Origin of the sequence: Streptomyces sp. WM6378, from assembly GCF_001279695.1 — a bacterium.
Lineage (GTDB): Bacteria > Actinomycetota > Actinomycetes > Streptomycetales > Streptomycetaceae > Streptomyces.
Map to the genome: position 1 here is coordinate 51,220 of NZ_LGDD01000300.1, position 25,624 is coordinate 76,843.

22 protein-coding genes are annotated in these 25,624 nt (G+C 71.5%); 12 read left to right on the plus strand and 10 right to left on the minus strand.

The features are described 5' to 3' along the window. The first annotated feature begins 7 nt into the window (after window positions 1-7). Window positions 8-859 carry a formyltetrahydrofolate deformylase gene (purU, locus tag ADK54_RS26550; RefSeq protein WP_053728237.1) on the plus strand — a complete coding sequence of 284 codons (852 nt, stop codon included), beginning with the start codon at window positions 8-10 and terminating at the stop codon, window positions 857-859. A 27-nt stretch (window positions 860-886) separates the two neighbouring features. Here purU and ADK54_RS26555 read toward each other — a convergent pair whose 3' ends face one another. Together ADK54_RS26555 and ADK54_RS26560 are read right to left on the minus strand one after the other, a co-directional pair. Next, complete coding sequence (locus ADK54_RS26555; RefSeq protein ID WP_078966652.1) at window positions 887-2,254, minus strand: zf-HC2 domain-containing protein; 1,368 nt, start codon at window positions 2,252-2,254, stop codon at window positions 887-889. Between the two features lie 8 nt (window positions 2,255-2,262). Beyond that, on the minus strand, window positions 2,263-2,844 hold the full coding sequence (locus tag ADK54_RS26560) for a sigma-70 family RNA polymerase sigma factor (RefSeq protein WP_053728239.1): 582 nt from the start codon (window positions 2,842-2,844) through the stop codon (window positions 2,263-2,265). A 210-nt stretch (window positions 2,845-3,054) separates the two neighbouring features. Here ADK54_RS26560 and ADK54_RS26565 point away from each other — a divergent pair, with 210 nt between their 5' ends. Both ADK54_RS26565 and ADK54_RS26570 read left to right on the plus strand, forming a co-directional pair. Continuing rightward, the gene (locus ADK54_RS26565) at window positions 3,055-3,429 is read left to right on the plus strand and encodes an STAS domain-containing protein (protein ID WP_053728240.1); all 375 of its coding nucleotides are present in this window, start codon (window positions 3,055-3,057) and stop codon (window positions 3,427-3,429) included. A gap of 104 nt (window positions 3,430-3,533) precedes the next feature. Beyond that, window positions 3,534-4,064 carry an EF-hand domain-containing protein gene (locus ADK54_RS26570; RefSeq protein ID WP_324610197.1) on the plus strand — a complete coding sequence of 177 codons (531 nt, stop codon included), beginning with the start codon at window positions 3,534-3,536 and terminating at the stop codon, window positions 4,062-4,064. Window positions 4,065-4,082: 18 nt separating this feature from the next. Here ADK54_RS26570 and ADK54_RS26575 read toward each other — a convergent pair whose 3' ends face one another. Both ADK54_RS26575 and ADK54_RS26580 read right to left on the minus strand, forming a co-directional pair. Next, window positions 4,083-5,027, minus strand: coding sequence for a phosphatidylinositol-specific phospholipase C (locus tag ADK54_RS26575; protein WP_053728242.1), 945 nt, complete (start codon window positions 5,025-5,027; stop codon window positions 4,083-4,085). Window positions 5,028-5,065: 38 nt separating this feature from the next. Then, window positions 5,066-6,601 (minus strand): class I adenylate-forming enzyme family protein, encoded by a 1,536-nt coding sequence (locus tag ADK54_RS26580; RefSeq protein WP_053728243.1) that lies wholly within the window; start codon window positions 6,599-6,601, stop codon window positions 5,066-5,068. 141 nt (window positions 6,602-6,742) lie between these two features. Between ADK54_RS26580 and ADK54_RS26585 the strand changes: the two genes are divergently transcribed. The 4 genes from ADK54_RS26585 to ADK54_RS26600 all read left to right on the plus strand — a co-directional run bounded on the left by ADK54_RS26585 (window position 6,743) and on the right by ADK54_RS26600 (window position 10,909). After that, the gene (locus ADK54_RS26585; RefSeq protein WP_053728244.1) at window positions 6,743-7,948 is read left to right on the plus strand and encodes an amidohydrolase family protein; all 1,206 of its coding nucleotides are present in this window, start codon (window positions 6,743-6,745) and stop codon (window positions 7,946-7,948) included. Further along, complete coding sequence (locus ADK54_RS26590; RefSeq protein ID WP_053728245.1) at window positions 7,948-9,111, plus strand: acyl-CoA dehydrogenase; 1,164 nt, start codon at window positions 7,948-7,950, stop codon at window positions 9,109-9,111. Before ADK54_RS26585 ends, ADK54_RS26590 begins: the two co-directional genes overlap by 1 nt. After that, window positions 9,111-9,971, plus strand: coding sequence for an acyl-CoA dehydrogenase family protein (locus ADK54_RS26595; RefSeq protein WP_053728246.1), 861 nt, complete (start codon window positions 9,111-9,113; stop codon window positions 9,969-9,971). Before ADK54_RS26590 ends, ADK54_RS26595 begins: the two co-directional genes overlap by 1 nt. A 416-nt stretch (window positions 9,972-10,387) precedes the next feature. Then, window positions 10,388-10,909 (plus strand): ATP-binding protein, encoded by a 522-nt coding sequence (locus tag ADK54_RS26600; RefSeq protein ID WP_078966644.1) that lies wholly within the window; start codon window positions 10,388-10,390, stop codon window positions 10,907-10,909. 260 nt (window positions 10,910-11,169) lie between these two features. On the opposite strand, the gene ADK54_RS26605 is transcribed toward ADK54_RS26600, so the two are convergent. Next, window positions 11,170-12,096, minus strand: a complete 927-nt coding sequence (locus ADK54_RS26605; protein ID WP_053728247.1) for a cyclase family protein — start codon at window positions 12,094-12,096, stop codon at window positions 11,170-11,172. Between the two features lie 87 nt (window positions 12,097-12,183). Between ADK54_RS26605 and ADK54_RS26610 the strand changes: the two genes are divergently transcribed. The 3 genes from ADK54_RS26610 (at window position 12,184) to ADK54_RS26620 (ending at window position 15,842) form a co-directional block, all read left to right on the plus strand. After that, entirely contained in the window at window positions 12,184-13,095 is a 912-nt protein-coding gene (locus ADK54_RS26610; protein ID WP_053728248.1) for an SDR family NAD(P)-dependent oxidoreductase, read from the plus strand. A 558-nt stretch (window positions 13,096-13,653) separates the two neighbouring features. After that, window positions 13,654-14,796 (plus strand): acyl-CoA dehydrogenase family protein, encoded by a 1,143-nt coding sequence (locus ADK54_RS26615; RefSeq protein ID WP_053728249.1) that lies wholly within the window; start codon window positions 13,654-13,656, stop codon window positions 14,794-14,796. Then, entirely contained in the window at window positions 14,793-15,842 is a 1,050-nt protein-coding gene (locus ADK54_RS26620) for a Zn-dependent alcohol dehydrogenase (RefSeq protein ID WP_053728250.1), read from the plus strand. Before ADK54_RS26615 ends, ADK54_RS26620 begins: the two co-directional genes overlap by 4 nt. 66 nt (window positions 15,843-15,908) lie before the next feature. Here the strand turns inward: ADK54_RS26620 and ADK54_RS26625 are convergent, their stop codons facing one another. Together ADK54_RS26625 and ADK54_RS26630 are read right to left on the minus strand one after the other, a co-directional pair. Beyond that, a complete protein-coding gene (locus ADK54_RS26625) occupies window positions 15,909-17,684 on the minus strand; it encodes an FG-GAP repeat domain-containing protein (RefSeq protein WP_053728251.1) in 1,776 nt (591 codons plus the stop codon). 150 nt (window positions 17,685-17,834) lie between these two features. Continuing rightward, on the minus strand, window positions 17,835-18,830 hold the full coding sequence (locus ADK54_RS26630) for a GlxA family transcriptional regulator (RefSeq protein ID WP_053728252.1): 996 nt from the start codon (window positions 18,828-18,830) through the stop codon (window positions 17,835-17,837). A 520-nt stretch (window positions 18,831-19,350) separates the two neighbouring features. Here ADK54_RS26630 and ADK54_RS26635 point away from each other — a divergent pair. Together ADK54_RS26635 and ADK54_RS26640 are read left to right on the plus strand one after the other, a co-directional pair. Then, window positions 19,351-20,658 carry an MFS transporter gene (locus ADK54_RS26635; protein WP_078966645.1) on the plus strand — a complete coding sequence of 436 codons (1,308 nt, stop codon included), beginning with the start codon at window positions 19,351-19,353 and terminating at the stop codon, window positions 20,656-20,658. Window positions 20,659-20,762: 104 nt separating this feature from the next. Beyond that, entirely contained in the window at window positions 20,763-21,446 is a 684-nt protein-coding gene (locus ADK54_RS26640) for a hypothetical protein (protein ID WP_159047908.1), read from the plus strand. A 39-nt stretch (window positions 21,447-21,485) separates the two neighbouring features. Here ADK54_RS26640 and ADK54_RS26645 read toward each other — a convergent pair whose 3' ends face one another. The 3 genes from ADK54_RS26645 to ADK54_RS26655 all read right to left on the minus strand — a co-directional run bounded on the left by ADK54_RS26645 (window position 21,486) and on the right by ADK54_RS26655 (window position 25,328). Continuing rightward, window positions 21,486-22,076: a flavin reductase family protein gene (locus tag ADK54_RS26645; protein WP_053728254.1), complete on the minus strand. Its 591-nt coding sequence runs from the start codon at window positions 22,074-22,076 to the stop codon at window positions 21,486-21,488. 90 nt (window positions 22,077-22,166) lie between these two features. Then, on the minus strand, window positions 22,167-23,042 hold the full coding sequence (locus ADK54_RS26650) for an enoyl-CoA hydratase/isomerase family protein (RefSeq protein ID WP_078966646.1): 876 nt from the start codon (window positions 23,040-23,042) through the stop codon (window positions 22,167-22,169). A 60-nt stretch (window positions 23,043-23,102) separates the two neighbouring features. Further along, entirely contained in the window at window positions 23,103-25,328 is a 2,226-nt protein-coding gene (locus ADK54_RS26655; RefSeq protein ID WP_053728256.1) for an acetate--CoA ligase family protein, read from the minus strand. Between the last annotated feature and the right edge of the window lie 296 nt (window positions 25,329-25,624).

Below are 25,624 nucleotides of genomic sequence, written 5' to 3' on the forward strand. Positions count from 1 at the left end.
TGCCTGGATGACTGACCAGTACGTCCTCACGCTCTCCTGCCCGGACAAACAGGGCATCGTGCATGCCGTGTCGAGCTATCTGTTCATCACCGGCTGCAACATCGAGGACAGTCAGCAGTTCGGAGACCGCGACACGGGTCTCTTCTTCATGCGCGTCCACTTCTCGGCCGAGGCCCCGGTGACCGTCGACAAGCTGCGCGCCAGCTTCGCGGCCGTCGGCGACTCCTTCCAGATGGACTGGCAGATCCACCGCCCCGAGGAGCGGATGCGGATCATCCTCATGGTGTCGAAGTTCGGGCACTGCCTGAACGACCTGCTGTTCCGCTCCCAGTCCGGCGCGCTGCCGGTGGAGATCGCGGCGGTCGTCTCCAACCACACCGACTTCGCCGAGCTCGTCGCCTCCTACGACGTGCCCTTCCACCACATCCCGGTCACCAAGGACACCAAGGCCGCGGCCGAGGCGCAGCTGGTGGAGCTGGTGCGTGAGGAGCGGGTCGAGCTGGTCGTGCTCGCCCGGTACATGCAGGTGCTCTCCGACGATCTGTGCAAGCAGCTCAGCGGGCGGATCATCAACATCCACCACTCGTTCCTGCCGAGCTTCAAGGGTGCCAAGCCCTACCACCAGGCGCACGCGCGCGGTGTGAAGCTGATCGGCGCGACCGCCCACTACGTGACGGCCGACCTCGACGAGGGGCCGATCATCGAGCAGGAGGTGGAGCGCGTCGGGCACGAGGTCACTCCGGCCCAGCTCGTCGCGATCGGCCGGGACGTCGAGTGCCAAGCGCTTGCGCGGGCGGTCAAGTGGCACGCCGAGCACCGCATCCTGCTCAACGGGCGCCGCACGGTCGTCTTCGCGTAAGCCCGCGCCCGAGCAGCCCCTGAGGGCTCAGAGCCGGCTCAGTGAGGCGGCCGCGAACAGGACGTCCCTGATGGCCTCGCGGTCGCCGAGCTGGCCCACCGCCGCGTCCTCGGGCTGCACGTGGCCCGCGGCCAGCTTGCAGAACTCCACGCCGTCCAGGGCCACATGGGCCACCTCGTGCTCGGGCGAGGCGACGGCCGCCGGCGAGTCGAGCGGGATGTGCCAGTCGCCGCCGCCCACCCCTTCGATCTCCAGGCGCAGCGAACGGCCCGGCGAGCCCGCCGTGACGAGCCCCCGCGCGGGCGCCGCGAGGCCCGCCCGGCGGCGGCCGGCCAGCGTGGTGGGCAGGACACGGGCCGCCAGGTCGATCATGCGGTGCAGGTGGGCCCCGGACGGCGGGTCGTACGGATAGTCCACGGCCTCCGCGATGTCACCGGCGTGGATCCAGCACTCGAAGGCCCGGTCGAGCATCGCGTCCTGCAACGGAAGCGCGAACTCCCCGTAGGGGACGGCCAGTTCGGCCACGCCCCGGCCCGCGAACGACACCGTGCGGATCAGCGTGTGGGACTGCTCGCGCCAGGGCTCGCGGACCGTGCGGGTCAGCGGGTACTGCCCGGCCCGCCACAGGGCCTCGGTGCGCGCGGTCGGCCCGGCCGCGGCGGCCTCTGGGTCCAGCGGCACCGGCTCGTCGAGCCCGAGCGCGGTCGCGACGAGCGCGTCGACGGCCATCAGGTGTCCGATGACCCCCGCGACCGTCGTCCGGCGGGTGGCCCGCCGCTCCTGCTCGAACCACTTCAGCCGCACCGGAGCGTGCCATTCGGCGTCCCCGAAGTCGTTGAGCAGTGCGTCGAGCCGGGCGGTCTCCGCGTCGTACGGGGCCGCCCACGCGGGCACCGGAATGCGGGCCGGGCGCCGGCCGAGGCAGTTCTCCAGGACGCGGGAGCGCAGCATCGGGTCCAGGTCGAGGCTGCGCTCGGCGTGCAGCAGGCCCACCGCGTCGCGCAGCCGCAGCGCCTCGTCGGCGCAGGGCGCGCACTCGGTGAGGTGCGCCTCGACGGCGTCGGTCTCCTCGGCGGAGCACGCGGCGAGGGCCCAGGCACCGAGCAGCGATTTCAGGACGGTGTGCGAGGGCGGGTCGGCGGCGGGGGCTTCGGACACCGTGGCTTCCGGCTCGGGGACGGCTTGCGGCTCCGGCTCCGGTACGGAGTGCGGTGCCGCGTCCATCGAAGCCTGCGGAGCCGGCTCCGGCGGGGTGAAACGGTTACCCTCGCGTGGCCCGGGCACGAACGTGCCGGATCCGCCGCGCTCGCCGCCCGTCAGGTCGTCGCCCGCCGCCCGCGGTGACGGTATGCGCGGCGTGTTCTCGTCGTCGGGCGTGGGCTCGCCCTGCTCCATGGGCCCCGTCACAACGCCCGTCCGTATCCGGGCGGTGCGGCTCCTTCCGGCGGCCGGGTGTTGGCCGAGGAGAGCAGTTGCAGGCCGAGCCGCAGGCGCCGGCGCGCCTCGTCCTCGGTGATGCTGAGGTCGGCGGCGGCCTGCCGGTAGTCGCGGCGCTGGAAGTAGGCCAGCTCCAGGGCGGCGCGCAGCGGGGCGGGCATCGAGGTGACGATGTAGTCGGCGCGGGCCGCGGCCGAGGCCCGCCGCACCTTCTGCTCCAGCTCCTCGGTCGAGCACCCGCCGTTCTCCGCGTACGTGGACGCCTCGGACTGGCGCAGGCGCTGCACGGCCTGGCGCTGGGTGAGCTTGGCGACCCAGGAGCGCATCGAGCCCAGCTTGGGGTCGTAGGCGTCCGGGTTCTCCCACACGTAGCCGAAGACCTCGCGGGTGATCTGGTCGGCCGCGTCCTCGTCGCTGAGCACGCGGTGGGCGAGGCTGTGCACCAGCGAAGCGAAGCGGTCGTACAGCTCGCCGAGCGCCGCCGCCTCGCCGCGCGCGAGGCGCTGCTGCATCCGGCGGTCCCACCGAGGTGGTGCGTCCTTCGGCATAGGCTCCCCAACCCTGTCGTTCCCCGCGTGTGCCCCTGTGCGCCCGTCCCTGTGTCCTTACGAATGTAATGCGACGGGCTGACAATGCACGGAGGTTTGCGTCAATTACGCCCCCGCGAAGGTGCCCGGTGGTAATGGCGTGTTTCGCGGGAGCCGGTCGGGGCAGCCGCGCAAGGAGGGGGCACGGCAGCACAGAGAGGGGCCTGCGGCATGGCGCTGAGAGTGGACGAGGCCGAGCAGGGCACGTGGACGGTGCTGCGGGTGAGCGGCGAGCTGGACCTGGTCACCGCGCCCAGACTGCGCCGGCAGGTGCACGAGGCGGTAGCCGAGGGCCGCCGCGATGTGGTCCTGGACCTGTCCGGTGTGCAGTTCTGCGATTCGAGCGGCGTGGGCGTGCTGATAGCGGCCCGCCGCCTGCTGCGCTCCTGCCAGGGCCGGCTGCGCCTGATCCTGCCCGCGCGCGGCGCCCTGGACGGCAGCCATGTGAACAAGGTGCTCGCCGCGCTCGGGGTGCGCCGCCTGTTCGAGGTGTACGAGGACGTGGGTTCGGCCGCCGACGACTTGGCGGAGCCGCTCTCCGCGTGAAGCCGAGCCGCTCCCCGCGTAAAGAAGTCCCCCTGAAGCCACCCCCTGCGGTACTCCTCCGCGTAACCCTCTCGCCCGGCCGCCGTGAGTCGTACGCTCCGGACATGGACAGTATGAACAGTCCCGAGAGTGCGGAGTACGAGCGCAGGGTGGCCGCCCGTTTCGCCTCCTTCGACCAGGACGGCAACGGCTGGATCGATCGCGAGGACTTCTCGACGGCGGCGGCGGCGCTGCTCTCCGAGTTCGACACGACGGCCCGCTGCGACAAGGGGCAGGCGCTGTACGGCGGTGCCGAGGCGCTGTGGCAGGGCCTGGCCGGGATCGCGGACGTGGACGGCGACCAGCGGGTGACCCGGCAGGAGTTCGTGGGCGGCGCCCTCAAACGGCTGCGGGACCGCACGACCGGGTTCACCGAGATCGCCCGGCCGTTCCTGCACGCCGCGTTCGCGGTGGCCGACACGGCCGGCGTCGGCACGGTGTCCGTGCCCGACGCCGAGCGCGCGCTGCGGGCCCTCGGCGTCTCGCCCGGGGTCGCGGCGGACGTGGCCGTGAGCCTGGACGACGACGCCGACGGCCGCATCACCGAACCGGACGCGGTGACCGCGTTCACCGCCTACTTCACGACGATGCCGTAGCGGGAGGCCCGTCGGGGCTCAGTGCCAGTTCCAGTCGATCAGTGTGCGCAGGGTGTCCGAGTGGAAGTCGGGGAAGTCCATCGGGACGACGCCCAGGTGGGTCTGCTGGCTCAGGCGAGCGGCGAGATAGCTCTGTACGCCGGGCATGATCGAGTCCGCGTTGACCTTGGGCCAGCCACCGCCCGCGTAGCTCGTGAAGTTGATGTAGAGCTGCGCGGAGTTCTGGTCGTTGTAGGCGTTGTCGAACTGCTGGGTCACCTTGGCGGTCTTCTTCGACGGCCAGGACAGGCCCTGATAGATGTCCTGGAGCTTGATGTACTGGTTGGACAGGAAGTCGTTGTCGCCGCCCGGCCATTGCAGCACCGGCCAGTCGTTGTCGAACTGGGCGAGCAGCACGATCTTCCCGCGCGCCTCGCCGAGCGTGGGCACCCGGTCGGTGATCAGGAACCGGGACCGCCAGCCCTTCTGGTCGAGGTAGACGTTGAGGACGTTCTTGAAGTTGGCGCCGACGTCGTTGTTCGTCCCGTCCTCCTTCTTGAGCCGCATGAGGAGGACTTCACCGGCGTGGCTGTCGAGGAAGGCCGCGCTCTGGGTGAGCACGTCGCCGAACGTCATGCCCTGGTAGAAGGCGGCGTGGTAGATCCCGAAGGCGTCGTTCAGATGGCCTTCGAGCCCGTTGGCCCGGATGTCGAAGAAGCGGATGCCCTCCTGCAACTGCTGGGTGAGACCCCAGTTCTGGGTGTGCGACCACTCGGTGCCGTTGTTCGGGTTCGTGCAGCAGGAGTCGTGCGTTCCCGGGATCGTCATGCGCAGCAGGGACCGGCTGTCGGGCAGCGCCGCCATCCAGTTGGCGGGGTCCGCGCTCGCACGCGGCCGTACGGCGGCGTGGGCGGTGGCCGGGACGAGCGTGGTCGCACCGATGGCGGCGGCGCCGAGTATGAGGTGTCTGCGGGTGAGTTCCATGCGGTCCGTCCTCGTGGGGGAGTGGCAGGGCGCTGGGGTCATGCCCCGCCGAAGCGTTCCCGCAACTTGTATTTCAGTACCTTCCGCAGTGTCTCGTTCCTCGGCAGCGCCTCCACCACCTCAAGCCGCTCGGGCAGCTTGTGCACCGAGAGCCCCTGTGAGCGCAGGTAGGAGGTGATCTGAGACAGCGTCAACTCACCTGCCCCAGGCGGCTGTTCGACGACGGCGCACACCAGCTCGCCCCTCTCGGGGTCCGGCAGTCCGACCACGGCGGCATCGCCCACCGCCGGGTGCGCGTGCAGCAGGTCCTCGATCTCCTTGGCGGAGATGTTCTCGCCCTTGCGGATGATGATGTCCTTGATGCGGCCGGTCAGGACGAGGTGTCCGGAGGCCCGCACATGCCCCACGTCGCCGGTGATGAGGAAGCCGTCGGCGTCGAAGACGGTCTTCGACTGGGCCGGGTCGAGATAGCCCCGGCACACCGCCTCGCCGCGCAGCCGCACCTCGCCGTCGACGCCGGGCGGCACCGGCCGGCCGGCCTCGTCGGTGATGCGGATCTCCATGCCGGGCGGGGGGCAGCCCTCGGTGGTGGCCAGGTTCTCGGCGGTGTCGTCCGGGGCACCCATCGTGATCATCGGGACTTCGGTCATGCCGTACCCGTGGGTGAGCTGCACGCCCATCTCCCGTACGACCGCGTGGTAGACCTCGGGCGGCTTCGGCGCGCCGCCGCCCGCTAGCAGCCGGAGCGTCGGGATGACCTTCTGGCCGGGCTGTTTGCGCTGCTCGGCCAGGAACATCGAGTAGAAGGCGGTCGAGCCGCCGGCCACCGTGACGCCGTGGCGGCGGTACTCCTCCAGCGCGTCCGGCAGCGCGAAGTGCTCGAACATCACGGCGGGGAAGCCGTAGAGCAGCAGCATCACCGTGTAGTCGGGCCCGGCTATGTGGGCGAACGGGAAAGCCATCGAGCCGACGTCGGCCGCCGACAGGTGCAGCGCGTGCGCGAGGCAGGAGCCGCCCGCGATCAGCGAACGGTCGCTGTGCAGCACGCCCTTGGGGTCGGAGGTGGTGCCGGAGGTCCAGTAGATCCAGCGTACGGAGGTGCCATCGCCCGGCGGGGGCGGCAGCAACTCCGGTTCGCCGTCCGGAAGTTCGTCGTAGGCCTCGAAGATTCCCCGGGCGCCGAGCCGTCGGGCCATCGCGGTGTGGTCGAAGCCGCGCCACACGCCCGGCGCCGCGAAGAACTCCGCGTTCGACTCGCGCAGCGCGAAGCCCACCTCGCGGTCCCGGTAGAACGGGATCACCGGGGACTGGACCGCGCCGAGCCGGGCGAGCGCGAACGACAGGACCGCCGTCTCGATCCGGGTCGGCAGCTGCCAGGCGACCACGCTTCCGGGCCGTACGCCCATGCCGTACAGGCCCGCCGCCACCCGTTCGCAGCGTTCGCGCAGGGCGCCGAAGGTGAGGGTGCGCTCCCCCTGGAGGAGGACCGGGCGGTCCGGGGTGAGCTCGGCGCGGCGTTCGATCAGCTCCCACAGCGTGCGTGCGGAACCCAGGGTGTGTGCGGTGTCGGTCATGCGGGGCCTCCGAGCTGACGGTCAATCAAGCTGACGGTCTGTCAGATTTGGCGAGAGCGTAGGCCCCCGCTCCTTGCTGGTCCAGATGCGGGAGGGCTAGCCTGAAATCTGATTGGCAATCAGATATGCGGAGGGGACCTCATGACCGAACTGCCGCGGATCGTCAGCGTCGACGACCATGTGATCGAACCGGCCCATCTCTTCGACGTCTGGCTGCCCGCCAGGTACCGCGACCGAGGACCCCAGCCGCTGACCGCCGGAATCGGTGAACTGGCGTACGTGGCGGGCAAATACCAGATCACGATGGACCCCGACGGGCCGCCGACCGACTGGTGGATCTACGAGGACCTGAGGTTCCCGTACAAGCGCAACATCGCCGCCGTCGGCTTCGACCGCGACGACATGACCCTCGAAGGCATCACCCGGGCCGAGATGCGGCGCGGCTGCTGGGACCCCAAGGCGCGCCTGGCGGACATGGACCTCAACCACGTCGAGGCCTCGCTCTGCTTCCCGACCTTCCCGCGGTTCTGCGGCCAGACCTTCGCCGAGGCCCAGGACAAGGAAGTGGCCCTCGCCTGTGTCCGCGCCTACAACGACTGGATGGTCGAGGAGTGGTGCGGCGACAGCGGAGGCCGGCTCGTCCCGCTCTGCATCATCCCGCTGTGGGACATCGACCTCGCCGTCGCCGAGATCCGGCGCAACGCCGCGCGCGGGGTGCGCGCGGTGACGTTCTCCGAGATCCCCACGCACCTCGGCCTGCCGTCCATCCACTCCGGCTACTGGGACCCGTTCTTCGCGGTCTGCCAGGAGACCGGCACGGTGGTCAACATGCACATCGGCAGCAGCTCGCAGATGCCCGCCGCCTCCCCCGACGCCCCGCCCGCCGTGCAGGCCTCGCTGAGCTTCAACAACGCGATGGCGTCGATGATGGACTTCCTGTTCAGCGGGGTGCTCGTGAGGTTCCCGAGCCTCAAACTCGCCTACAGCGAAGGGCAGATGGGCTGGATCCCGTACGCCCTGGAACGCGCGGACGACGTGTGGGAGGAGCACCGGGCCTGGGGCGGGGTGCGCGATCTGATCCCCGAGCCGCCGTCCACGTACTACTACCGGCAGATCTTCTGCTGCTTCTTCCGCGACAAGCACGGGGTGGCGTCCCTGGACGTGGTCGGCCGCGACAACGCGACCTTCGAGACGGACTACCCGCACGTCGACTCGACCTTCCCGCACACCAAGGAGGTCGCCCTCGACCACATGAAGGGCCTCGACGACGAGACCGTCTACAAGCTGATGCGCGGCAACGCGATCCGCATGCTGGGCCTCGATCTCGACCGCGACCGGGCCCGCTGATGGACCTGACGTACACCGACGAGGAGGAGGCCTTCCGGGCCCGGCTGCGCGAATGGCTGACGGTCTCGCTGCCCAAACTCCCGCCGAAACCGGACCCGTTGGACTGGCCGGCGCGCCGGGCGTGCGACACCACCTGGCAGCGGATGCTGTACGACGCCGGATACGCGGGCCTGCACTGGCCCGAGGCGTCCGGGGGCCGGGGCGCCACGCCCACGCAGCACCTCATCTACCTGGAGGAGACCGAGAAGGCGGGCGCGCCGTACGTCGGCGCGAACTTCGTCGGGCTGCTGCACGCGGGCCCCACCATCGCCGCCGAGGGCACCCCCGAACAGCGGGCGCGCTGGCTGCCGCCGGTGCTGCGCGGCGACGAGATCTGGTGCCAGGGCTTCAGCGAACCGGACGCGGGCTCCGACCTCGCGGCGCTGCGCACCCGCGCGGTCCGCGACGGCGACGACTACGTGGTGACCGGCTCGAAGATCTGGACCTCGCACGCCGAAGTGGCCGACTGGTGCGAGCTGCTGGTGCGCACCGAGCCCATCAGCGCGGCGGTGCCCAAACACCGGGGCATCACCTGGCTGGCCCTGCCGATGGACGCGCCCGGGGTCACGGTCCGCCCGTTGCGCACGCTCGCCGGTTCGGCCGAGTTCGCCGAGGTGTTCCTCGACGAGGTCCGGGTGCCGGTCGCCAACCGGGTGGGCGCGGAGAACGACGGCTGGCGCGTCACGATGGTGACCCTGTCCTTCGAGCGCGGCACAGCCTTCGTGGGGGAAGTGGTGGCCTGCCGCAGGACGCTCGCCCGAATCGCGGCGGCGGCGAAGGAGAACGGAAGCTGGGACGACCCGGCGCTCAGGCGTCAACTCGGGCTGCTCAACGCGCAGTTCACGGCCCTGTGGCGGCTGACCCAGTGGAACGTGAGCGAGTCGCAGCGCGTCGGCGGGGTCCCCGGTATCGGCGGCTCGGTCTTCAAGCTGCGCTACTCGCACGCCCGCCAGGAGCTGTACGACACCGCCGCCCGGGTCCTCGGCCCGGACTCGCTGGACCTCGACCACGAGTGGACCCTGGACCGCCTGTCGTCGCTCTCGTACACCATCGCCGCGGGCACGTCGCAGATCCAGCGGAACATCGTCGCCGAGCGCATCCTCGGCCTGCCCAAGGGGCGCTGATGGACTTCCAACTCACCGACGACCAACGGGCGTTGCAGGCGGGCATGCGCGAGCTCCTCGCGGCGCGGTTCGACCGGGAGGCGCTGCGGGCGGCGGTGGACCGGCCAGGCCTCGACCGATCGCTGTGGCGCGCGCTGGGAGACGCCGGGTTCTTCGCCCTGCGGCTGCCCGAACGCGAGGGCGGGGTGGGGCTCGGGCTGCCCGAAGCGGTGCTCGTGTTCGAGGAGGCGGGCCGGGCACTGCTGCCGGGCCCGCTGGTGGCGACCCACCTGGCGGCCGGGACCGTGGAAGGCGCGGCGACCGGTGAGGCGGTGGTGACCCGGGTCGACGGCGCTCTGGTCGCCTGGCTTGACGAAGCCGATCACGTACAGGGAGGCGCCGGCGAGGCGACCCCCGTCCGCTCGCTCGACCCGCTGACGCCGCTGCACCGCACGCACGGGACCCGTACGGCCACCGTTGTCGAGGCCGTCCTCCTGAGCGCCGCCGAGCAACTCGGCAGCGCGGCCCGCAGCACCGACCTCGCGGTCCAACACGCGCGAGGGCGTGAGCAGTTCGGGCAGCCGGTGGGTGCCTTCCAGGCCGTGAAGCACCTGTGCGCGGACATGCTCGTACGGACCGAGGTGGCGCGGGCGGCGGTCTACGCGGCGGCCGTGACCGAGGACCCGTACGAGATCGCCGGGGCCAAGCTGCTCGCGGACGAGGCGGCCGTGCGGGGGGCGCGGGACTGTCTCCAGGTGCACGGCGGGATGGGGTTCACCTGGGAGGCCGATGTGCATCTGCACCTCAAGCGGGCCTGGGTGCGGGCCGGGCAGTGGCAGTCGGCGGAGCAGGCGACCGAGACGCTCGCCTCGGCGCTGTAGGCCGGGCCGAGCGGATGGCCCGTGCACGGTGAACGGTCACGATGCGTTGACGGTCGGCGGCCCGGCGGGCTCGCCACGAGCCGGAGTCGGGGGCGCTCTCCGGTACTCTCCGTGGGATGCGAGTGGTGGTGTGGCGCGGCTCTCCCGGTGTTGCCAGTGCGGCGGCTCCGGGCCCGGGACCGCACGCCGCCCGCACCGCCCGGAGGCGTCGTACGCGCCTCCGTTCGGTTTCTCTCAAGATGAGCCGCACAGTATGCACTACGCATACTCCTTCGCGCTGGAATATGCCCGAAGCGCTTGTTGCGGTGACTGTACGTCAACCATGCTGTCTCCCATGGGAATCACGTTCCGTGACCCCGATGGTGGTCCCTGTGAGGCGCGAGGCGATGTGTCCGCCGGTTCGGATGGTGTGAACGGTGCAGGTGCTTCAGGTGCAGTTGGAGGTCGGGCCGGATCCCGCCGAGGTGGGCCGGGCCCGGAAGTGGGCGCGCTCGCGGTTGGCGGGATGCGGCATAGGGCTCGATGAGCCGTGTGCCGAGACCTTGATCCTGTTGATCTCGGAGCTCGTCACCAACGCCGTGGTGCACACGGGCTGTCCGGCGGTGCTGCGGATGCTGCTCGGGCCCCCCGAGGGCGGCACCGTCCGGGTCGAGGTGGCCGACACCAGCTGTTGTCCGCCCAAGCCGCGCCATGCGCAGGGCGACGACACCAACGGGCGCGGCCTCGAACTCGTCGACGGCCTCGCCGACCGCTGGGGCTGGCGGGCCGAGGGCGTGGGCAAGTCGATCTGGTGCGAGGTGGACCGCGACGCGCCCGAGGCGCTGTCGGCACCGGAGCGTTCGGGGCACTCGGGGCTCAAGGAGCGTTCGGGGCGCACGGACGGGGCGTACGGCAGCGGGGCGTACGAACCCCCGTGCGCTGTCACAAATACGGCATAACTCACGAATCCTTCAGTGGGTGTTGACGCGTGGTGTCGGCCTGATCACTCTGGGATGAGCGATTCGTCGCGAGGGGACGCCGAGGACTCTGCACGGCCTCGGCGAGTGCGGGTCGTGGCACGGCGTCAGCTCCATCAGGGCGAGGCTCCTCTCAGGGCACACGAGGAGCGGAGCCGGAACGCCGATGCCGGGGTGGCGGCGACGGTGCCGCGCTCGGGGCGCGCACGCGGCGCCGCCATCCCGTGGATCCACCCGTGGAGCTAGAGGACCGCTATCGGCGCGACGGGGGTTCCGGTCGCCCCGACGAAGGGTTCCGGCATGGCGCTCAGCAGGAACGCGTACCGGGACGTCTCGGCGCAAGCGGTCGACAGGGCCTCCAGATTCCAGTTCTGGCCTTGGAGCATGCCCATCTCGACGAGATCCAGGGCGTGGACGGGCAGCCACAGGTCCTCGATCTCGGGCGGGAAGATCTCGAAGGTGAGGGTGTCGTTGGCGACGGCGGCGACGTCCCGCGCGTGGAACCACTCGGGCGTACGGACGGAGAGCCCCGGCGAGGGGTACCCGTAGCCGTGCTTGTCCCCGGCCAGGTACACCTGCATCTGCCCGGTGCGTACGAGGACGATGTCCCCGGCGCGCACGGTGACTCCCGCGAACTCCTCGGCCTCGGCCAGGTCTTCGGGGGTGACCGCGTGGCCGCCTTCGAGCCGGTCCAGGCCCTTGGCCCGGGCCACGTCGAGCAGGACCCCGCGCGAGACGATGTGGCCGGGCTTGTCGATGCCGCTGAACTCGGCGCCGCCGTGCGGGGTGATGGTGGCGGCGGGCCGGCCGTTGTAGATCTTCCCCGAGTGTGAGACGTGGGTCAGGGCGTCCCAGTGGGTGGCGGCCTGGAGCCCGAAGGTCACCGCGTCGTCGCTGCACGCGACGGTGCCGGGGCCGAAGATCTCCTGGTTGATCTGGACCATGGTGTGCAGCGGATTGACCCGCCCGGGGATGACGCCGGTCTGGACGCCGTCCTGCTGGAGGGGGAGGGCGAGGGGGATGCGGCGGCCGGAGCGGATGGTCGCGGCGGCCTGTCGCACGGTTTCGTCGGTGATGTGATTGAGCGTCCCGATTTCATCCGCTGGCCCCCAACGGCCCCAGTTGTTCACGCGTTTGGCGATTTCGTGGAACTCGGACGGCAGTGACATACGCGTTCCTCCCGGGGGCTTGTGGTGGAGCATCTGACGGGTCATAGAATCTAACGGTCCGTCAGAAACCGCGGGAAGGGGCCGGACGTGGGGAACTTCTTGGCAGGCAAGGTCATCGCAGTGACGGGGGCGGGCCGGGGCATCGGCCGCGCCGTCGCGCTGGCGGCGGCCGCCGAGGGAGCCAGGGTCGTCGTCAACGACTACGGCGTCTCGATCGAGGGCGCCGAGCCCAGCAGCGAGATCGCCGACGTGGTGGTGAAGGAGATCGTCGCGGCGGGCGGCGAGGCGGTGGCCGTCGCCGACGACATCTCGACTATGGCGGGCGGCCAGCGCATCGTGGACACGGCGCTCGCTCAGTACGGGCGGATCGACGGGGTGGTGTGCGTCGCGGGCATCCTGCGTGAACGCATGCTGTTCAACATGTCCGAGGAGGAGTGGGACCCGGTGGTCGCCACGCACCTGAAGGGCACGTTCACGGTGTTCCGGGCGGCGTCGGCGGTCATGCGCAAGCAGGGCTCGGGCACGCTGATCGGCTTCACCAGCGGGAACCACCAGGGGAGTGTGGCGCAGGCGAACTACAGCGCGGCGAAGGGGGGGATCATTTCGCTGGTACGGAGTGCCGCGCTCGGCTTGCACAAATACGGGGTAACTGCCAATGCGGTGGCGCCTGTTGCCCGAACCCGGATGTCGGCGAACGTCCCCATGGAGCTGAAGGAGATCGGCTCGCCGGAGGATGTGGCGGCGCTGGTGGTCTATCTGCTGTCCGCGCGGGCCCGGGAGGAGGGGATCACGGGCCAGGTGTACACGATCGCGGGGCCCAAGATCGCGGTGTGGGCCCAGCCGCGGGAGCTTCGCGCGGGGTACGCGGAGGGGGCCTGGACCCCGGAACGGATCGCGGATTTCCTGCCGGGGACGGTGGGGGTGGACCCGATGCCGATGCTGGCGCAGTTGGAGGCGATGGCTCGGGCGGCGGCGTCTTCGGAGCGGCCGAATGGGTAGTGGGTCCGGGGGGTGGGGGCATCCCGGGGGGTTTGCCCACCCGCCCACCCGTTGCGCGGAGTTGGACGGCTCGGCCCTCCTGGGGCTCCGCCTCAGACCCCGGGATGCCCCACCCCACCCCTCCCCGTTGTGACACTCTGCGGCTCCGCCGCGTGACCTCCGGGGGTGGGTGGCTCGGCTGCGGCCCGGCGGTCGCTCCTGGGGCTTCGCCCCGGACCCCGTTCGCGCCTGAAGGGCGCTCGTCCTCAAACTCCCCCAAGGCCTCAAGGGCCAGGGGGGACCCCCATGACGGGCTGAAGATGCCAGGACTGGCCGGCGCCAGTCCTGTTAGGGGCGCGGGGCTATGACATGTGCGGCTCCGCCGCGTGGGCGCGACCAGCCACGCACGGTCCGCAGCCGAATAACGGGCGTATCCAGCCCCTCCGGCGTTTGAGGAGCGGCGGCCGACCCCGGGGGCGGAGCCCCCGGTGTCGGCCGCCGGGGCCCCGGGCAACCAACCCGCCCTCGGAGACCACGCGGCGGAGCCGCGGGGGAAAGAGATCTGGCACAGGAGGCGCCATGGACTTCCGCTTCAGTCCCCAGGACGACGCGTTCCGCCAGGACGCGAGAACCTGGCTGACGTCCCACTTGGCTCACCAACCCCCTGACTGGGAAGGGGAGTTGGGCCAGGGCGGATGGATCGGCATCGGCTGGCCGGATGCGACGTACGGCAACCGGACCGCCACCCTCACCCAGCAGGTCGTCTGGGCCGAGGAGTACGCCCGGGCGCAGGCCCCCGCCCGCACCGGCCACATCGGCGAAAACCTCCTCGCCCCCACCCTCATCGCCCACGGCACCCCCGAACAGAAGAGCCGCTTCCTGCCGCCCATCGCCCGCGGCGAGGAACTGTGGTGCCAGGGCTACAGCGAACCCGGCGCCGGCTCCGACCTGGCCGGCATCCGCACCGCCGCCCACCGCCACGGCGACGGCACGTACCGCATCACCGGCCAGAAGATCTGGACCTCGCTGGCCCGCGAGGCCGACTGGTGCTTCGTGCTGGCCCGCACCGGGGAGGGCTCACGGCGCCACCACGGCCTCTCGTTCCTCCTCGTACCGATGGACCAGCCCGGCAGGATCGAGGTCCGGCCGATCCGGCAGATGACGGGGACGAGCGAGTTCAACGAGGTGTTCTTCGACGGGGCCGAGGCCCGCGCCGAGCACCTCGTGGGCGGCGAGGGCAACGGCTGGCAAGTGGCCATGAGCCTGCTCGCGCTGGAGCGCGGCGTGTCCACACTGGCTCAACAGGTCGGCTTCACAAGCGAGTTGCAACGTGTCATCGGCCTGGCCGTTTCCAACGACGCAGTTGCGGACCCCGCCCTCCGCGAGCAACTCGTCGAGCAATGGGCCGAGCTGAAGGTCATGCGGTGGAACGCGCTCCGCACGCTGGGGAGCTCGGGGGACGCCGGGGCGCCCAGCGTGGCCAAGCTGCTCTGGGGCGGGTGGCACCGGCGGCTCGGGGAGCTCGCGATGGCGGTGCGGGGGGCGGCAGGCACCGTAGCGCCGGCCGACTGGGACGAGTCGAGCCCGTACGCACTCGACCCGCTCCAGCACCTGTTCCTGTTCACCAGGGCCGACACGATCTACGGCGGCTCGGACGAGATTCAGCGCACCATCATCGCCGAGCGCGTGCTCGGCCTGCCGAGGGAGGTCCGTGTTCCGTGAGAGGTGTCCTTTTCGACGGGAAGCAGAGCCAGGTCGTGGACGATCTGGAGATACGGGACCCGGGCCCCGGGGAGGTGCTCGTGGCCGTCGCGGCGGCGGGCCTGTGCCACTCCGACCTGTCCGTCATCGACGGGACGATCCCGTTCCCCGTGCCGGTGGTCCTCGGGCACGAGGGCGCGGGCGTGGTGGAGGCGGTGGGCGCGGGCGTCGGCCATGTGGCGCCCGGTGACCACGTCGCGCTGTCCACGCTCGCCAACTGCGGGGCGTGCGCGGAGTGCGACCGGGGCCGGCCGACGATGTGCCGCAAGGCGATCGGCATGCCGGGCCGCCCGTTCTCGCGGGACGGGGCCCCGCTGTACCAGTTCGCCTCGAACTCGGCGTTCGCGGAACGCACCCTGGTCAAGGCCGTACAGGCGGTGAAGATCCCCGAGGACGTGCCGCTGGCGTCGGCGGCGCTGATCGGCTGCGGGGTGCTGACGGGCGTGGGCGCGGTGCTCAACCGGGCCGGGGTGGACATCGGCGAGACGGTCGTGGTCATCGGCACCGGCGGAATCGGCCTCAACGTCATCCAGGGTGCGCGCATCGCGGGCGCCTCGGTGATCGTCGCCGTCGACAACAACCCGGCGAAGGAGGCGCTGGCCCGCCAGTTCGGGGCGACGCACTTCCTGCCCTCGGCGGAGGGCGTCCGCGAGATCCTGCCGTCCGGCGCCGACCACGCCTTCGAGTGCGTGGGCCACCCCGGCCTCGTCCGCGCGGCCGTCGACCTCCTGGACCGCCACGGCCAGGCGATCCTCCTCGGCATGACCGCCCCCACGGTGGAGGCGTCCTTCCTGCCGGCCGCCCTGTTCCTGGACAAGTCCATCCTGGGCTGCCGATACGGCAGCTCCCGCCCCCAACGCGACATCCCCCGCTACGCCGACCTGTACCGCAAGGGAGCCCTGCTCCTCGACGAACTGGTCACCAAGACGTACCCCGTCGAGGACTTCGCGAAGGCGGCGGACGACCTGCACCATGGGCGGGTGGCCCGGGGGGTGCTGACCTTCTAGCCGAGCTGGAGAACACCCGGCCTCGGCCGCCGCCCGCCCGGGCGGGCGGCGGGCGGCCGTCTGCCGTCAGGCTGCGGGGACCACACCCGTGACCGTCGGGGCCAGGACGCCAGATGCCGGATCCGGCGCGGTGCCGGTGCCCTTCCACACGACGAGCCGCTGCTGGGTGTCGACGGCCCACAGGTCGGGGATGCCGTCGCCGGTGAGGTCGCCGTCGGAGCCCACGCGCGGGTACGCCGTCGGGTCTACGGCGCCGGAGAGCAGCCCCTGGGACGGGTCGGCGAACGCGCTGAAGTCCGGGGCTTGTGGCGTGCCCTTGATGTCGAAGGCGTGCAGGCTGCCGTCGCTCTTGGACCGCGCCCACAGGGTGGGCAGGTCGGTGCCCTTCGCGCGGCCCGGGGCGATCAGGTCGTAGCCGTCCCACTGGGTGCTGTCGGAGAGGAGGATGGCCGGGTCGTCGACCTGGTTGGTGGATCCGGCGAGAGCCAGCCAGAGCCGCCCGTTCTCGACGAACACGAGCGAGGTCCTGGGCAGCGCGTAGTAGCCGGTGCCGGTGGCCGTTCCGCTGTCGCCGACCGGGGAGCCGAAGGCGACGACCTGGGTTACGGAGGACCAGTCCGCGCCGAACCCTGCGTCTGCACAGGTGAGTTGGGAGCCGTCCGGCCTCGCACAGGCGGCCGGCTTGTTCACGCCGATGCTCGACTGCTGGTCGAAGACGCCGCCGTCGTTGCGGAAGACGTACAGACCCCGGCTGCCGGGCTCGTGGGCGATCAGGTCGTCGACGTTGGAGTAGCCGAGGCTCCCCCGGTGCGTGAACTGCACCTCGCCCCAGCCTTTGCCGCCCGGTGCCACCGAGGACCGAGCGCTCTGCGGTGCGGCCGGGTCCGCACCGGGTCCGGCCTGGCGGAGGTTGCCCGCGCTGTCCGGCAGCAGGACATCGGGCTTGGCGTCCCCGTTGATGTCGCCGAAGACCGCGGTGGGGGCGGCCGGCCTGGCCGGGGCGTAGTAGCTGTACGCGGTGGGCTGGGACAGATTGCCCGCGTCGTCCTGGGTCTGCAGATAGACGGTGTTGGTGCCCCAGCTCGCGGGGGTGACCTTGATGTCGGTCCTGCCGTCCGTCAGTCGGACGACCCGGCTGTTGGTGGCGCTGTCGGTGCAACGCCAGCCGGTGGACGCGGCCTCGGCCGCATCCGTGGTCCAGCGCGCGCACGCCACCCCCGATGACCGGCTGCCGGCCGGGGCCGGGTCGGTGCCGAGCAGGGTGAACACGCCCTCTTCGCCCGCGTACTTCTTCGGCTTCGCCCCCACGCTGCCCGACTCGGGGAAGTCCGTCGAGGTGACCTTGGAGGTGGGCGGGGTGCGGTCGACGCGGAAGGAGCAGGGCGTGGGCACCGCACTCGCCAGGGCGGTGTCCGTGGTCACGGCCTGCCACTCGTACTGATGGCCGTCGGCCAGCGGGCCGACGTTCACGGTGGCATCGCTGTGGCTGCTGCCCCAACCGGTCGTGTGCCACTCGGTCTTGCGGGCGTCCTCGTCCCGGAGCCGGAAGGCGGTAGCGAGCTGGTGGCGGGCGGGGGAGTCGGTGGCCACGGTCAGCGTGATGCCGGTGTTCGCACCGACCCAGCCGGGATTCGTCGCCGAGGGGAAGCAGCCGTCATACGCGCCGGTCGCGGCGAATCCGGGTGTGGGACCGGTGCGGGGCGCGGACACGGAGGGCCGGCCGGCCGGTGCGGCGACGGCCGTGGGAGCGGTGAGCAGTCCGGTGCCGAGCGAGAGAGTGACGGCGGACAGCGCTGTGACGGTCCGGCAGGCGGAGCGGTGTAAGGGGCGCGATGGTCTCAAGGCGTTCGTCCCTGCTGCTGGTCGGCCCGCTGAGGGACCGGTCCGGAATCTGTCTGCCGGAGATCCTCCCAGAACCACTCCCTGCGTGCCGAACTTTTGTTCGGGATGCTGGGGGGTGCAAGCTCACATGCGGCAGTCCCTTGTGTGATCTCAGCCCGCCGCCCCCGCCCGGAACGTACGCCGGTAGACCGTCGGGGGGACGCCCAGCGCCGCCTGGAGGTGCTGGCGCAGGGATGTCGCCGTGCCGAAGCCTGCCGCGCGGGCTATCGCGTCCACCGACAGGTCGGTGGATTCCAGGAGGTGGCGGGCGTGTTCCACGCGTTGTTGGGTGAGCCACTGGCCGGGGCTCAGGCCCACCTCCTCGCGGAACCGGCGGGTGAAGGTGCGGACCGACATCGCCTCCCGTTCGGCCAGGTCGCGCAGCTGGATCGGCTCGTGCAGGCGGCCGAGCGCCCAGGCCCGCGCGGCCGTTGTCGTCGCCAACTGAGGCTCTGGGACCGGGCGTTGGATGAATTGGGACTGGCCGCCCGGGCGGTGCGGGGGTACGACCGTCCGCCGGGCCACGTCGTTGGCGACCGCCGAGCCGTGGTCGCGCCGCACGATGTGCAGGCACAGGTCGATCCCGGCGGCCACGCCCGCCGAGGTCAGCACGTCGCCGTCGTCGATGAACAGGACCTCCGGGTCCACGTCCACGGCGGGGAAGGTCTGCTGGAAGTGCGCGGCGGAGGCCCAGTGCGTGGCGGCCGGGCGGCCGTCGAGATAGCCGGCCGCCGCCAGGACGTAGCCGCCGGTGCAGATCGACACCATGCGCGTGCCGGGGCGTACGAGGGAGAGGGCGGCGGCCAGTTCGGGGGTGAGCACGCCCTCCTCGAAGACCGGGCCGAGTTCGTACGATGCCGGGATCACGACCGTGTCGGCGGTGGCCAGGACCTCGGGGCCGTTCTCGACCAGGATCGAGAAGTCCGCGTCCGTGCGGACGGGGCCCGGCGGGCGGATCGAGCAGGTCACCACTTCGTAGAGCGGCCCGCGCGCCGGGTCCGCGGCGCGGCCGAAGATCCGCTGCGGGATGCCGAGTTCGAAGGGGAGCAGACCGTCGAGGGCCAGGACGACGACGCGGTGGGGTGGTGCGTGGCCGGGCTCGTTCATGCGTCCTCCTCGGTGGCGGGGTGGGTTTGCGCCGTTGCCTGACAGGCCTGCGGCCTTGTGACGGACAAGTCCCCGATCGGCCGGGACATTCCCCCACCCCGCCCCTTCCCGAGACCCTCCGGGGGGTTGAGATGAGCTGAGGTTCGTTACCGGGGGCGCTGCCCCCGGACCCCCGCTCCTCAAACGCCGGAGGGGCTGAGTGTGGTCCGCTTTTGGCTGCCGGTCGTCTGTGGGCTGGTCGCGCAGTTCCCCGCGCCCCTAGCGGGATTGACGCTGGCCGGCACTGGCATCTTCAGCCTGTCCGGCGATTGAGGACGAGCGCCCTTCAGGCGCGATCGGGGTCTGGGGCGGAGCCCCAGGAAACCCGGCTTCACCCCTTTCCAACCCCCGGAGGGTCTCGGGAAGGGGCGGGGTGGGGAAAGAATCAGGCCCGCCCCCGAACCGCCCATGGCCCGATCCCTGCGAACAGTGACCATTCAGCCACTCGTACGAGAAGACTCGTACAGCCAGGCTGACTGACGTGACCCAGACAACCGACAGCCCCCAAGTCGCGCCCGCCCCCCGGCGGAAGGCCGAGCCCAGGATTCACCGCGCCTGGTTCGTGGCGGCCGTCGCCTTCGTCACGATCATCGGGGCGGCGGCCTTCCGTTCACTGCCCGGACTGCTCATCGACCCGCTGCACAGCGAGTTCCACTGGTCGCGCGGCACGATCGGCGCCGCGGTCTCCGTGAACCTCGCGCTCTACGGCCTGACCGCGCCCTTCGCCGCAGCCCTGATGGACCGCTTCGGCATCCGCAAGGTCGTCGCCGTCGCACTGACCGTGATCGCGGTCGGTTCAGGGCTCACCGTCTTCATGCACCACGCCTGGCAACTCGTCCTGTCCTGGGGGCTGTTGGTCGGCTTGGGCAGCGGATCGATGGCGCTCGCGTTCGCGGCGACCGTCACCAACCGCTGGTTCACCGAGCGCCGCGGCCTGGTCACCGGCATCCTGACCGCGGCCTCCGCCTCCGGCCAGCTGATCTTCCTGCCGCTGCTCTCCTGGATGGTCGAGGCCCACGGATGGCGCCCGGCCGCCATCACCGTGACCCTGGCCGCGCTCGCCGTCGTCCCCTTCGTGTGGCTGCTGCTCCGCGACCACCCGGCAGACGTGGGCCTCGCGCCGTACGGGGCGACTACGTACGTGCCCAAGCCCGCCCCCGTCACGGGAGCTGCCCGCCGCACCCTCACCGTCCTCGTCAAGGCCGCCCGCACCGGACCGTTCTGGCTGCTCGCGGGCACCTTCGCGATCTGCGGCGCCTCCACCAACGGCCTGGTCCAGACGCACTTCGTACCGGCCGCCCACGACCACGGCATGCCCGTCACGGCCGCTGCCGGACTGCTCGCCGTCATCGGCGTCTTCGACGTCGCGGGCACGATCTTCTCCGGCTGGCTCACCGACCGCTTCGAGTCGCGTCGGCTGCTCGCCACGTACTACGCCCTGCGCGGCATCTCGCTCCTGTTTCTCCCCATGCTGCTCGCGCCCACCGTCCATCCCCCGATGATCTTCTTCATCGTCTTCTACGGGCTCGACTGGGTGGCCACCGTGCCGCCCACCATCGCCCTGTGCCGCCAGCACTACGGCGAGGACAGCGCGATCGTCTTCGGCTGGGTGCTCGCGTCGCACCAGGTCGGCGCGGCCGTCATCGCCTTCCTCGGCGGGGTGGCCCGCGACGTCTTCGGCAGTTACGACGTCGTCTGGTACGCCTCGGGCGCGCTGTGCGCGGCCGCCGCGCTGATGGCCCTGGTCATCCGCCGCCGGGACCCCGCCGGGGAACCGCTCGCGGTGTGATCCCCTCTTCCTGTACGGGACGGACGTCTCCGGGGACGTCTCCGGGGACGTTTCCGTACGGGGAGCCGTGTGTTCCTCGACGGGGGAAACCGAGGGGGAACGCCATGAGACCGAGCGACATGCGGGGCGCCGTGCTGGTCGCGGCCCTGCTGTGCGCCGCCGTGACCGCCTGCGGAACGGCCCGCCCGGGCGACCCGGCGGCCGTCGCCCCGGCCAAGCCGGCCGCCATCTCGGCGAATCCCTGCGGGGACGAGACGACGGAGACGACGGACACGACCGAGACGACCGAAGAGGGGCCTTCCACCGGTGCCGGTCCGGCGACGGAGGACGAGGCGGGGACGCCGGGACCGCCTACGGATGAAGACACGGGGAGCCCTGGCCCACCGACCGACCAGGACACCGGAAACCCCGGCCCGCCCACGGACGGCGACGACAGCGCGGGCACCCCGGGCCCGCCCACCGACGCCGACCCCGGCACCGCGAAGCCCTGCCTCCCCGCCGGCTGGTTCGACATGACGCGGGACTTCATCGACTACTACTCCAAGCACCTCACCAAGGCCGACGACGGGATGTGGCCGTCGGTGGTGGCGGTCCGCATCCGCAAGCAGGGCGCGGCCGAGGAGGCCGTGGTCACGGTCAACTTCGCACCCCCGCCGGGCACCAGCGACTGGGAGGGCCGCAGGGTGGCCGAGGTCTTCGCGGACTGGCGCCACGCGGCGTACGACGACACGGGCAGGCTGCGCGTGGAGACCCGCAGCGGGCGTCTCATCACCCCGGCATCCTGGTGAGCCAGTACGTACGCGTTACGCATGGGCGCGCGGCCGGGCTCAGTCGCTGAAGCGGCCGAACCGGCCCCCGTGGAAGAGGAGCGGGTCGGCGCCGTCCGTGGCGCCCAGCGCCTCGACGCGGCCGACCACGATGAGGTGGTCCCCGCCGGTGTGCACGTTCTGGATGCGGCAGTCGATCCACGCCGGTGCGCCGTCGAGCCGGGGCGAGCCGGTCGCGGGCGCCGCGTCGAAGCCGACCCCGGCGAACTTGTCGGCCCCGCTGACCGCGAACCCCCGGCAGAGTACGGACTGTTCCGCTCCGAGGACGTTCACGCAGAACACCCCGGCCCGGGCGATGCGCGGCCAGGTCGTCGACGTACGGGCCACCATGAAGGCGACCAGCGGCGGGTCGAGCGAGAGGGAGGCGAAGGACTGGCAGGCGAACCCGGTAGGCCCGGCCGCGTCCTCGGCGGTGATGACGGTGACCCCGCTCGCGAACTGGCCGAGGACGCGCCGGAATTCACCCGGGTCGACCGGCGCGCGTTCGTCGTCCCGTACGGCTCGAAGGTCCGGCCGGGGCAGGAACTCGACGGGCTCGGCGGCCGTGGCGGCGCCGACGGACCTGAGGTATCGGACGACGGTGGCCGCCATCCCTGCGTGTCCCATCACATCAGTCATTGAAGCTGACGGTATGTCAGATGGGAAGCCTCGCGAGTGCTGAAATGGCTTGGCTGAAACGGCTTACAGGCCCCGGTACTTGGGGGTGCGGCGCTCCACGAAGCTGGCCACTCCCTCGTTCGCGTCCCGGGTCGTCATGTTGATCTCCTGGGCCCAGGCCTCGGCGGCGAGGGCGGAGGTGCGGTCGGCGTCCAGGGAGGCGTTCACCAGGTGCTTGGTGAGGGCGAGCGCGCGGGTCGGTCCGGCGGCGAGTCGTTCGGCCCACTCCTTGGCGGTGGCGGCGAGTTCGGCGTCCGCGACCACGCGGTTGACCAGCCCCATGCGCTCGGCGTCGGCCGCCCGCAGCGCGTCCCCGAAGAACATCAGCTCCTTCGCGCGCTGCGGCCCCACCAGGCGGGGCAACAGGTAGGCGCCGCCTCCGTCCGGCACCAGGCCCCGGCGTACGAATACCTCGATGAACTTGGCCGATTCGGCGGCCAGGACCAGGTCGCAGGCCAGCGCGAGGTGGGCGCCGAGGCCGGCGGCGGTGCCGTTGACGGCCGCGATCACGGGCTTCTCGCAGTCGAGTACGGCGGTGATCAGGCGTTGGGCACCCTGGCGGATGGTGCGTGCGACGTCGCCGGGGACCCGCTCGCCGCCGGTAGCGGTTCCGGTTGCCGGAGCCCCGCGGAGGTCGGCTCCCGCGCAGAATCCCTTGCCGGTCGCGGTGATCACGACGGCCCGTACGGCCGGGTCGGCGGAGGCCGCGCCGAGCAGTGAGATGACCCGTTCGCGCTGGTCCCAGGTGACGGCGTTCATGGCATCGGGCCGGTTGAGCGTGATCCACGAGACGCCGTTGTCAGTGGCGTGGAGTACCAATGAGTGCAGGGGATCCGGCTGGGCTGCGGGGGCAGTCGGGGCAGTCGGTTCGGTCGGGCCTGCCGGGTCCGGCGAGTGCATGCGGGCTCCAGAACGGGGGGGGAAGTGGTGAGTGGGTGGGACGGCTGCTCAGGCGCGGTCTCAGCGGCAGATGGCGAGGGCGTCGAGGGCGACCGCGCCCTGGCCGCGCGGGAGCACCATGATCGGATTGATGTCCAACTCGGAGAGCCCGTCGCCGAGTTCGAGAGCCATGCGCTGTACGCGCAGGACGACTTCGACGAGCGCGTCCACGTCCAGCGGGGGCCCGCCTCGTACGCCTTCGAGGAGCGCCCGCCCCCGGAGCTCGCCGAGCATGTCCCGCGCCTGCTCCTCGCCGAACGGCGGGACGCGGACGGCAGAGTCGCCGAGCACCTCCACCAGTACGCCGCCGAGCCCGACGGTCACGGTGGGCCCGAACAGCGAGTCGTGCGTGACGCCGACGACCATCTCGACGCCGCGCTCGACCATCTGGCAGACCAGGATGCCGTCGAGGTCGACACCTTCGTACCGGGCGATGTCGGTGAGTTCGCGATAGGCGTCCCGGATCTGGCTGGCCGAGGTCAACCCGACCTTGACCAGGCCGAGTTCGGTCTTGTGGGCGAGCCGTGCGCCGGAGGCCTTCATGACGACGGGGTAGCCGACGAGCCCCGCCGCGCGCACGGCGGCCGCCGCGCTGGTCACGAGCTGCTCGCGCGGCACCCGGATCCCGTACGCCCGCAGAAGCTGCTTCGCCGCGTGCTCGCTGAGCTGCTGGCCCGGGCGCATCAGGGCCTGCGCCTTGCGGAACGAGGGGGAGGGCACGCGGGGCGCCTCGTCGAAGGGGGAGCGGTAGCCGGTGGTGAACCGGTGGTGCGAGAGGTACGCGTGGACGGCGCCGATGCAGTTGGCGAAGGTGCGGAAGGTGACGACCCGGTCCGAGCCGAGCAGCGTCTCGCGGTAGGCGGCCTCGGTGCCGAGCGGCGAGCCCCACACCACGCACACCAGCTTGTCCGTCTGTTCCGCCGCGTCCACCAGGTCCTGCGCCAGCTTGTCGCTCATGGGCGGGAAGGGCCCGGTGATCGGACAGATCAGCACCCCGACGGAAGGGTCGGCGAGGATCGCGTCAATGATCTTCCGGCCGCGCCAGTCGCCGACGGGGTGGCCGCCGTTGTCGACGGGGTTGGCGACGTTGAGGTAGCCGGGTATCCACTCATGGAGCTGGTCCTGCTTGGCGGGGGAGAGGGTCGGGAGGTGGAGCCCGGCGGCGGTGGCGAGGTCGGAGAAGTGCGCCCCCGTGCCGCCGGAGATCGAATAGACGACGACGCCGTCGGCGAGGGGCTTGCGCGCTCTGGCCAACAGGGCGGCGGTGTCCTGGAGTTGGTCCAGGCCGTCGACGCGGATGACGCCGTACTGACGCATGGCGGCGTCCACCACGTCGTCCGCGCCGGTCAGCTTGCCGGTGTGTGAGGCGGCCATGCGCGCGCCCGCCTCGGTGCGGCCGACCTTGACGGCGACCACGGGCACACCGGCGCGCGCGGCGCGGTCGGCGGCGAGCAGGAAGGACCGCCCGTCCTTCAGCCCCTCGACGTAACAGGCGATGGCTCCGACCTCGGGCCGTTCGGCGAAGTACGAGATGAAGTCGGCGGTTTCGAGGTCGGCCTCGTTGCCGGTGGGCGCCCAGTGGGAGAGCCGTACGCCGAGCTCCTGGAGGGTGAACACGGGCCGCCCCTGGTGCCCGGACTGCGTAATGAGCGCGATGGCAGGCCCGTCGAGATCGTCCCGGAATCGCTCGAAGGCGTTGAGGTTGGTGTTGGGGCCGAGGAGTCGCAGTCCGGAGCGCTTGACGGCGACCGCGAGCCGTTCCTGGGCGGCGGCGCCCTGCTCGCCGGTCTCGGCGAAGCCGGAGGCGAAGGCGACGGCGAACTTGACCTTGGCCTCGGCGAGTTCCTCGATGACGGGCAGCGGGTCGCCGACCAGGAGCACGGCCAGGTCGACCTGTTCCGGCAGGTCGGACACGGAGGGGACGCAGGGCAGCCCGAAGACGGATTCCCGGGTGGGATGGACGGGGTGGATGCGGGCGCCGACCCGCTGGGCCCAGTCGATCAGCTGGCGGGTGATGCCGGTGTTGGGGCGGCCCTCGGCGTCGGAGGCGCCGACGACGGCGACGGACTCGGGCCGGAAGAACCGGTCGAGATCCGGCACGTCGGCGTGCAGGGGGCGGCCGCTGACGTCCAGGTCGCCCTCGCCGGCGGCTCTGCCGTGGACGGCGCCGGGGGCGGGCTGCTCGCCGCAGGCGACCACCCGTGCGCGGAAGTCGGTCGTGAGGGTGCCGTGAGTCGATCCAAGCATCGTTCCGCCCGCTCCTGGTCGATGGCGAACATGGCTGAGCCGTGCCGGTGCTAACTGACGCATAGTCAGATTACAGACCTGACGGTCAGTCAGGAACCGGTGTGCGGGCAAAGCCTCAACCCTGCGGGGCGCGCGGGGTCTGGCCCGCCCCGGCCCCGCCCCGCCCCGACCGTGCGCTGGGCCTGCCCCGAACCCCGGGGCTTCCAAACCCTGTTGGACGGTTTTCGGCCGGGGTGTGGGGTGGCCGGCCGAGTGCACACTGGGGCGGAGCCCCCAGGGGCTGGGCTATGCAATTC

Coding starts and splice junctions, on each gene's coding strand:
- purU (WP_053728237.1), top strand. CDS start 8: ATGACTGACCAGTACGTCCTCACGCTCTCCTGCCCGGACAAACAGGGC.
- ADK54_RS26555 (WP_078966652.1), bottom strand. CDS start 2,254: ATGGAGCAGGGCGAGCCCACGCCCGACGACGAGAACACGCCGCGCATA.
- ADK54_RS26560 (WP_053728239.1), bottom strand. CDS start 2,844: ATGCCGAAGGACGCACCACCTCGGTGGGACCGCCGGATGCAGCAGCGC.
- ADK54_RS26565 (WP_053728240.1), top strand. CDS start 3,055: ATGGCGCTGAGAGTGGACGAGGCCGAGCAGGGCACGTGGACGGTGCTG.
- ADK54_RS26570 (WP_324610197.1), top strand. CDS start 3,534: ATGGACAGTATGAACAGTCCCGAGAGTGCGGAGTACGAGCGCAGGGTG.
- ADK54_RS26575 (WP_053728242.1), bottom strand. CDS start 5,027: ATGGAACTCACCCGCAGACACCTCATACTCGGCGCCGCCGCCATCGGT.
- ADK54_RS26580 (WP_053728243.1), bottom strand. CDS start 6,601: ATGACCGACACCGCACACACCCTGGGTTCCGCACGCACGCTGTGGGAG.
- ADK54_RS26585 (WP_053728244.1), top strand. CDS start 6,743: ATGACCGAACTGCCGCGGATCGTCAGCGTCGACGACCATGTGATCGAA.
- ADK54_RS26590 (WP_053728245.1), top strand. CDS start 7,948: ATGGACCTGACGTACACCGACGAGGAGGAGGCCTTCCGGGCCCGGCTG.
- ADK54_RS26595 (WP_053728246.1), top strand. CDS start 9,111: ATGGACTTCCAACTCACCGACGACCAACGGGCGTTGCAGGCGGGCATG.
- ADK54_RS26605 (WP_053728247.1), bottom strand. CDS start 12,096: ATGTCACTGCCGTCCGAGTTCCACGAAATCGCCAAACGCGTGAACAAC.
- ADK54_RS26615 (WP_053728249.1), top strand. CDS start 13,654: ATGGACTTCCGCTTCAGTCCCCAGGACGACGCGTTCCGCCAGGACGCG.
- ADK54_RS26630 (WP_053728252.1), bottom strand. CDS start 18,830: ATGAACGAGCCCGGCCACGCACCACCCCACCGCGTCGTCGTCCTGGCC.
- ADK54_RS26640 (WP_159047908.1), top strand. CDS start 20,763: ATGAGACCGAGCGACATGCGGGGCGCCGTGCTGGTCGCGGCCCTGCTG.
- ADK54_RS26645 (WP_053728254.1), bottom strand. CDS start 22,076: ATGGCGGCCACCGTCGTCCGATACCTCAGGTCCGTCGGCGCCGCCACG.
- ADK54_RS26650 (WP_078966646.1), bottom strand. CDS start 23,042: ATGCACTCGCCGGACCCGGCAGGCCCGACCGAACCGACTGCCCCGACT.
- ADK54_RS26655 (WP_053728256.1), bottom strand. CDS start 25,328: ATGCTTGGATCGACTCACGGCACCCTCACGACCGACTTCCGCGCACGG.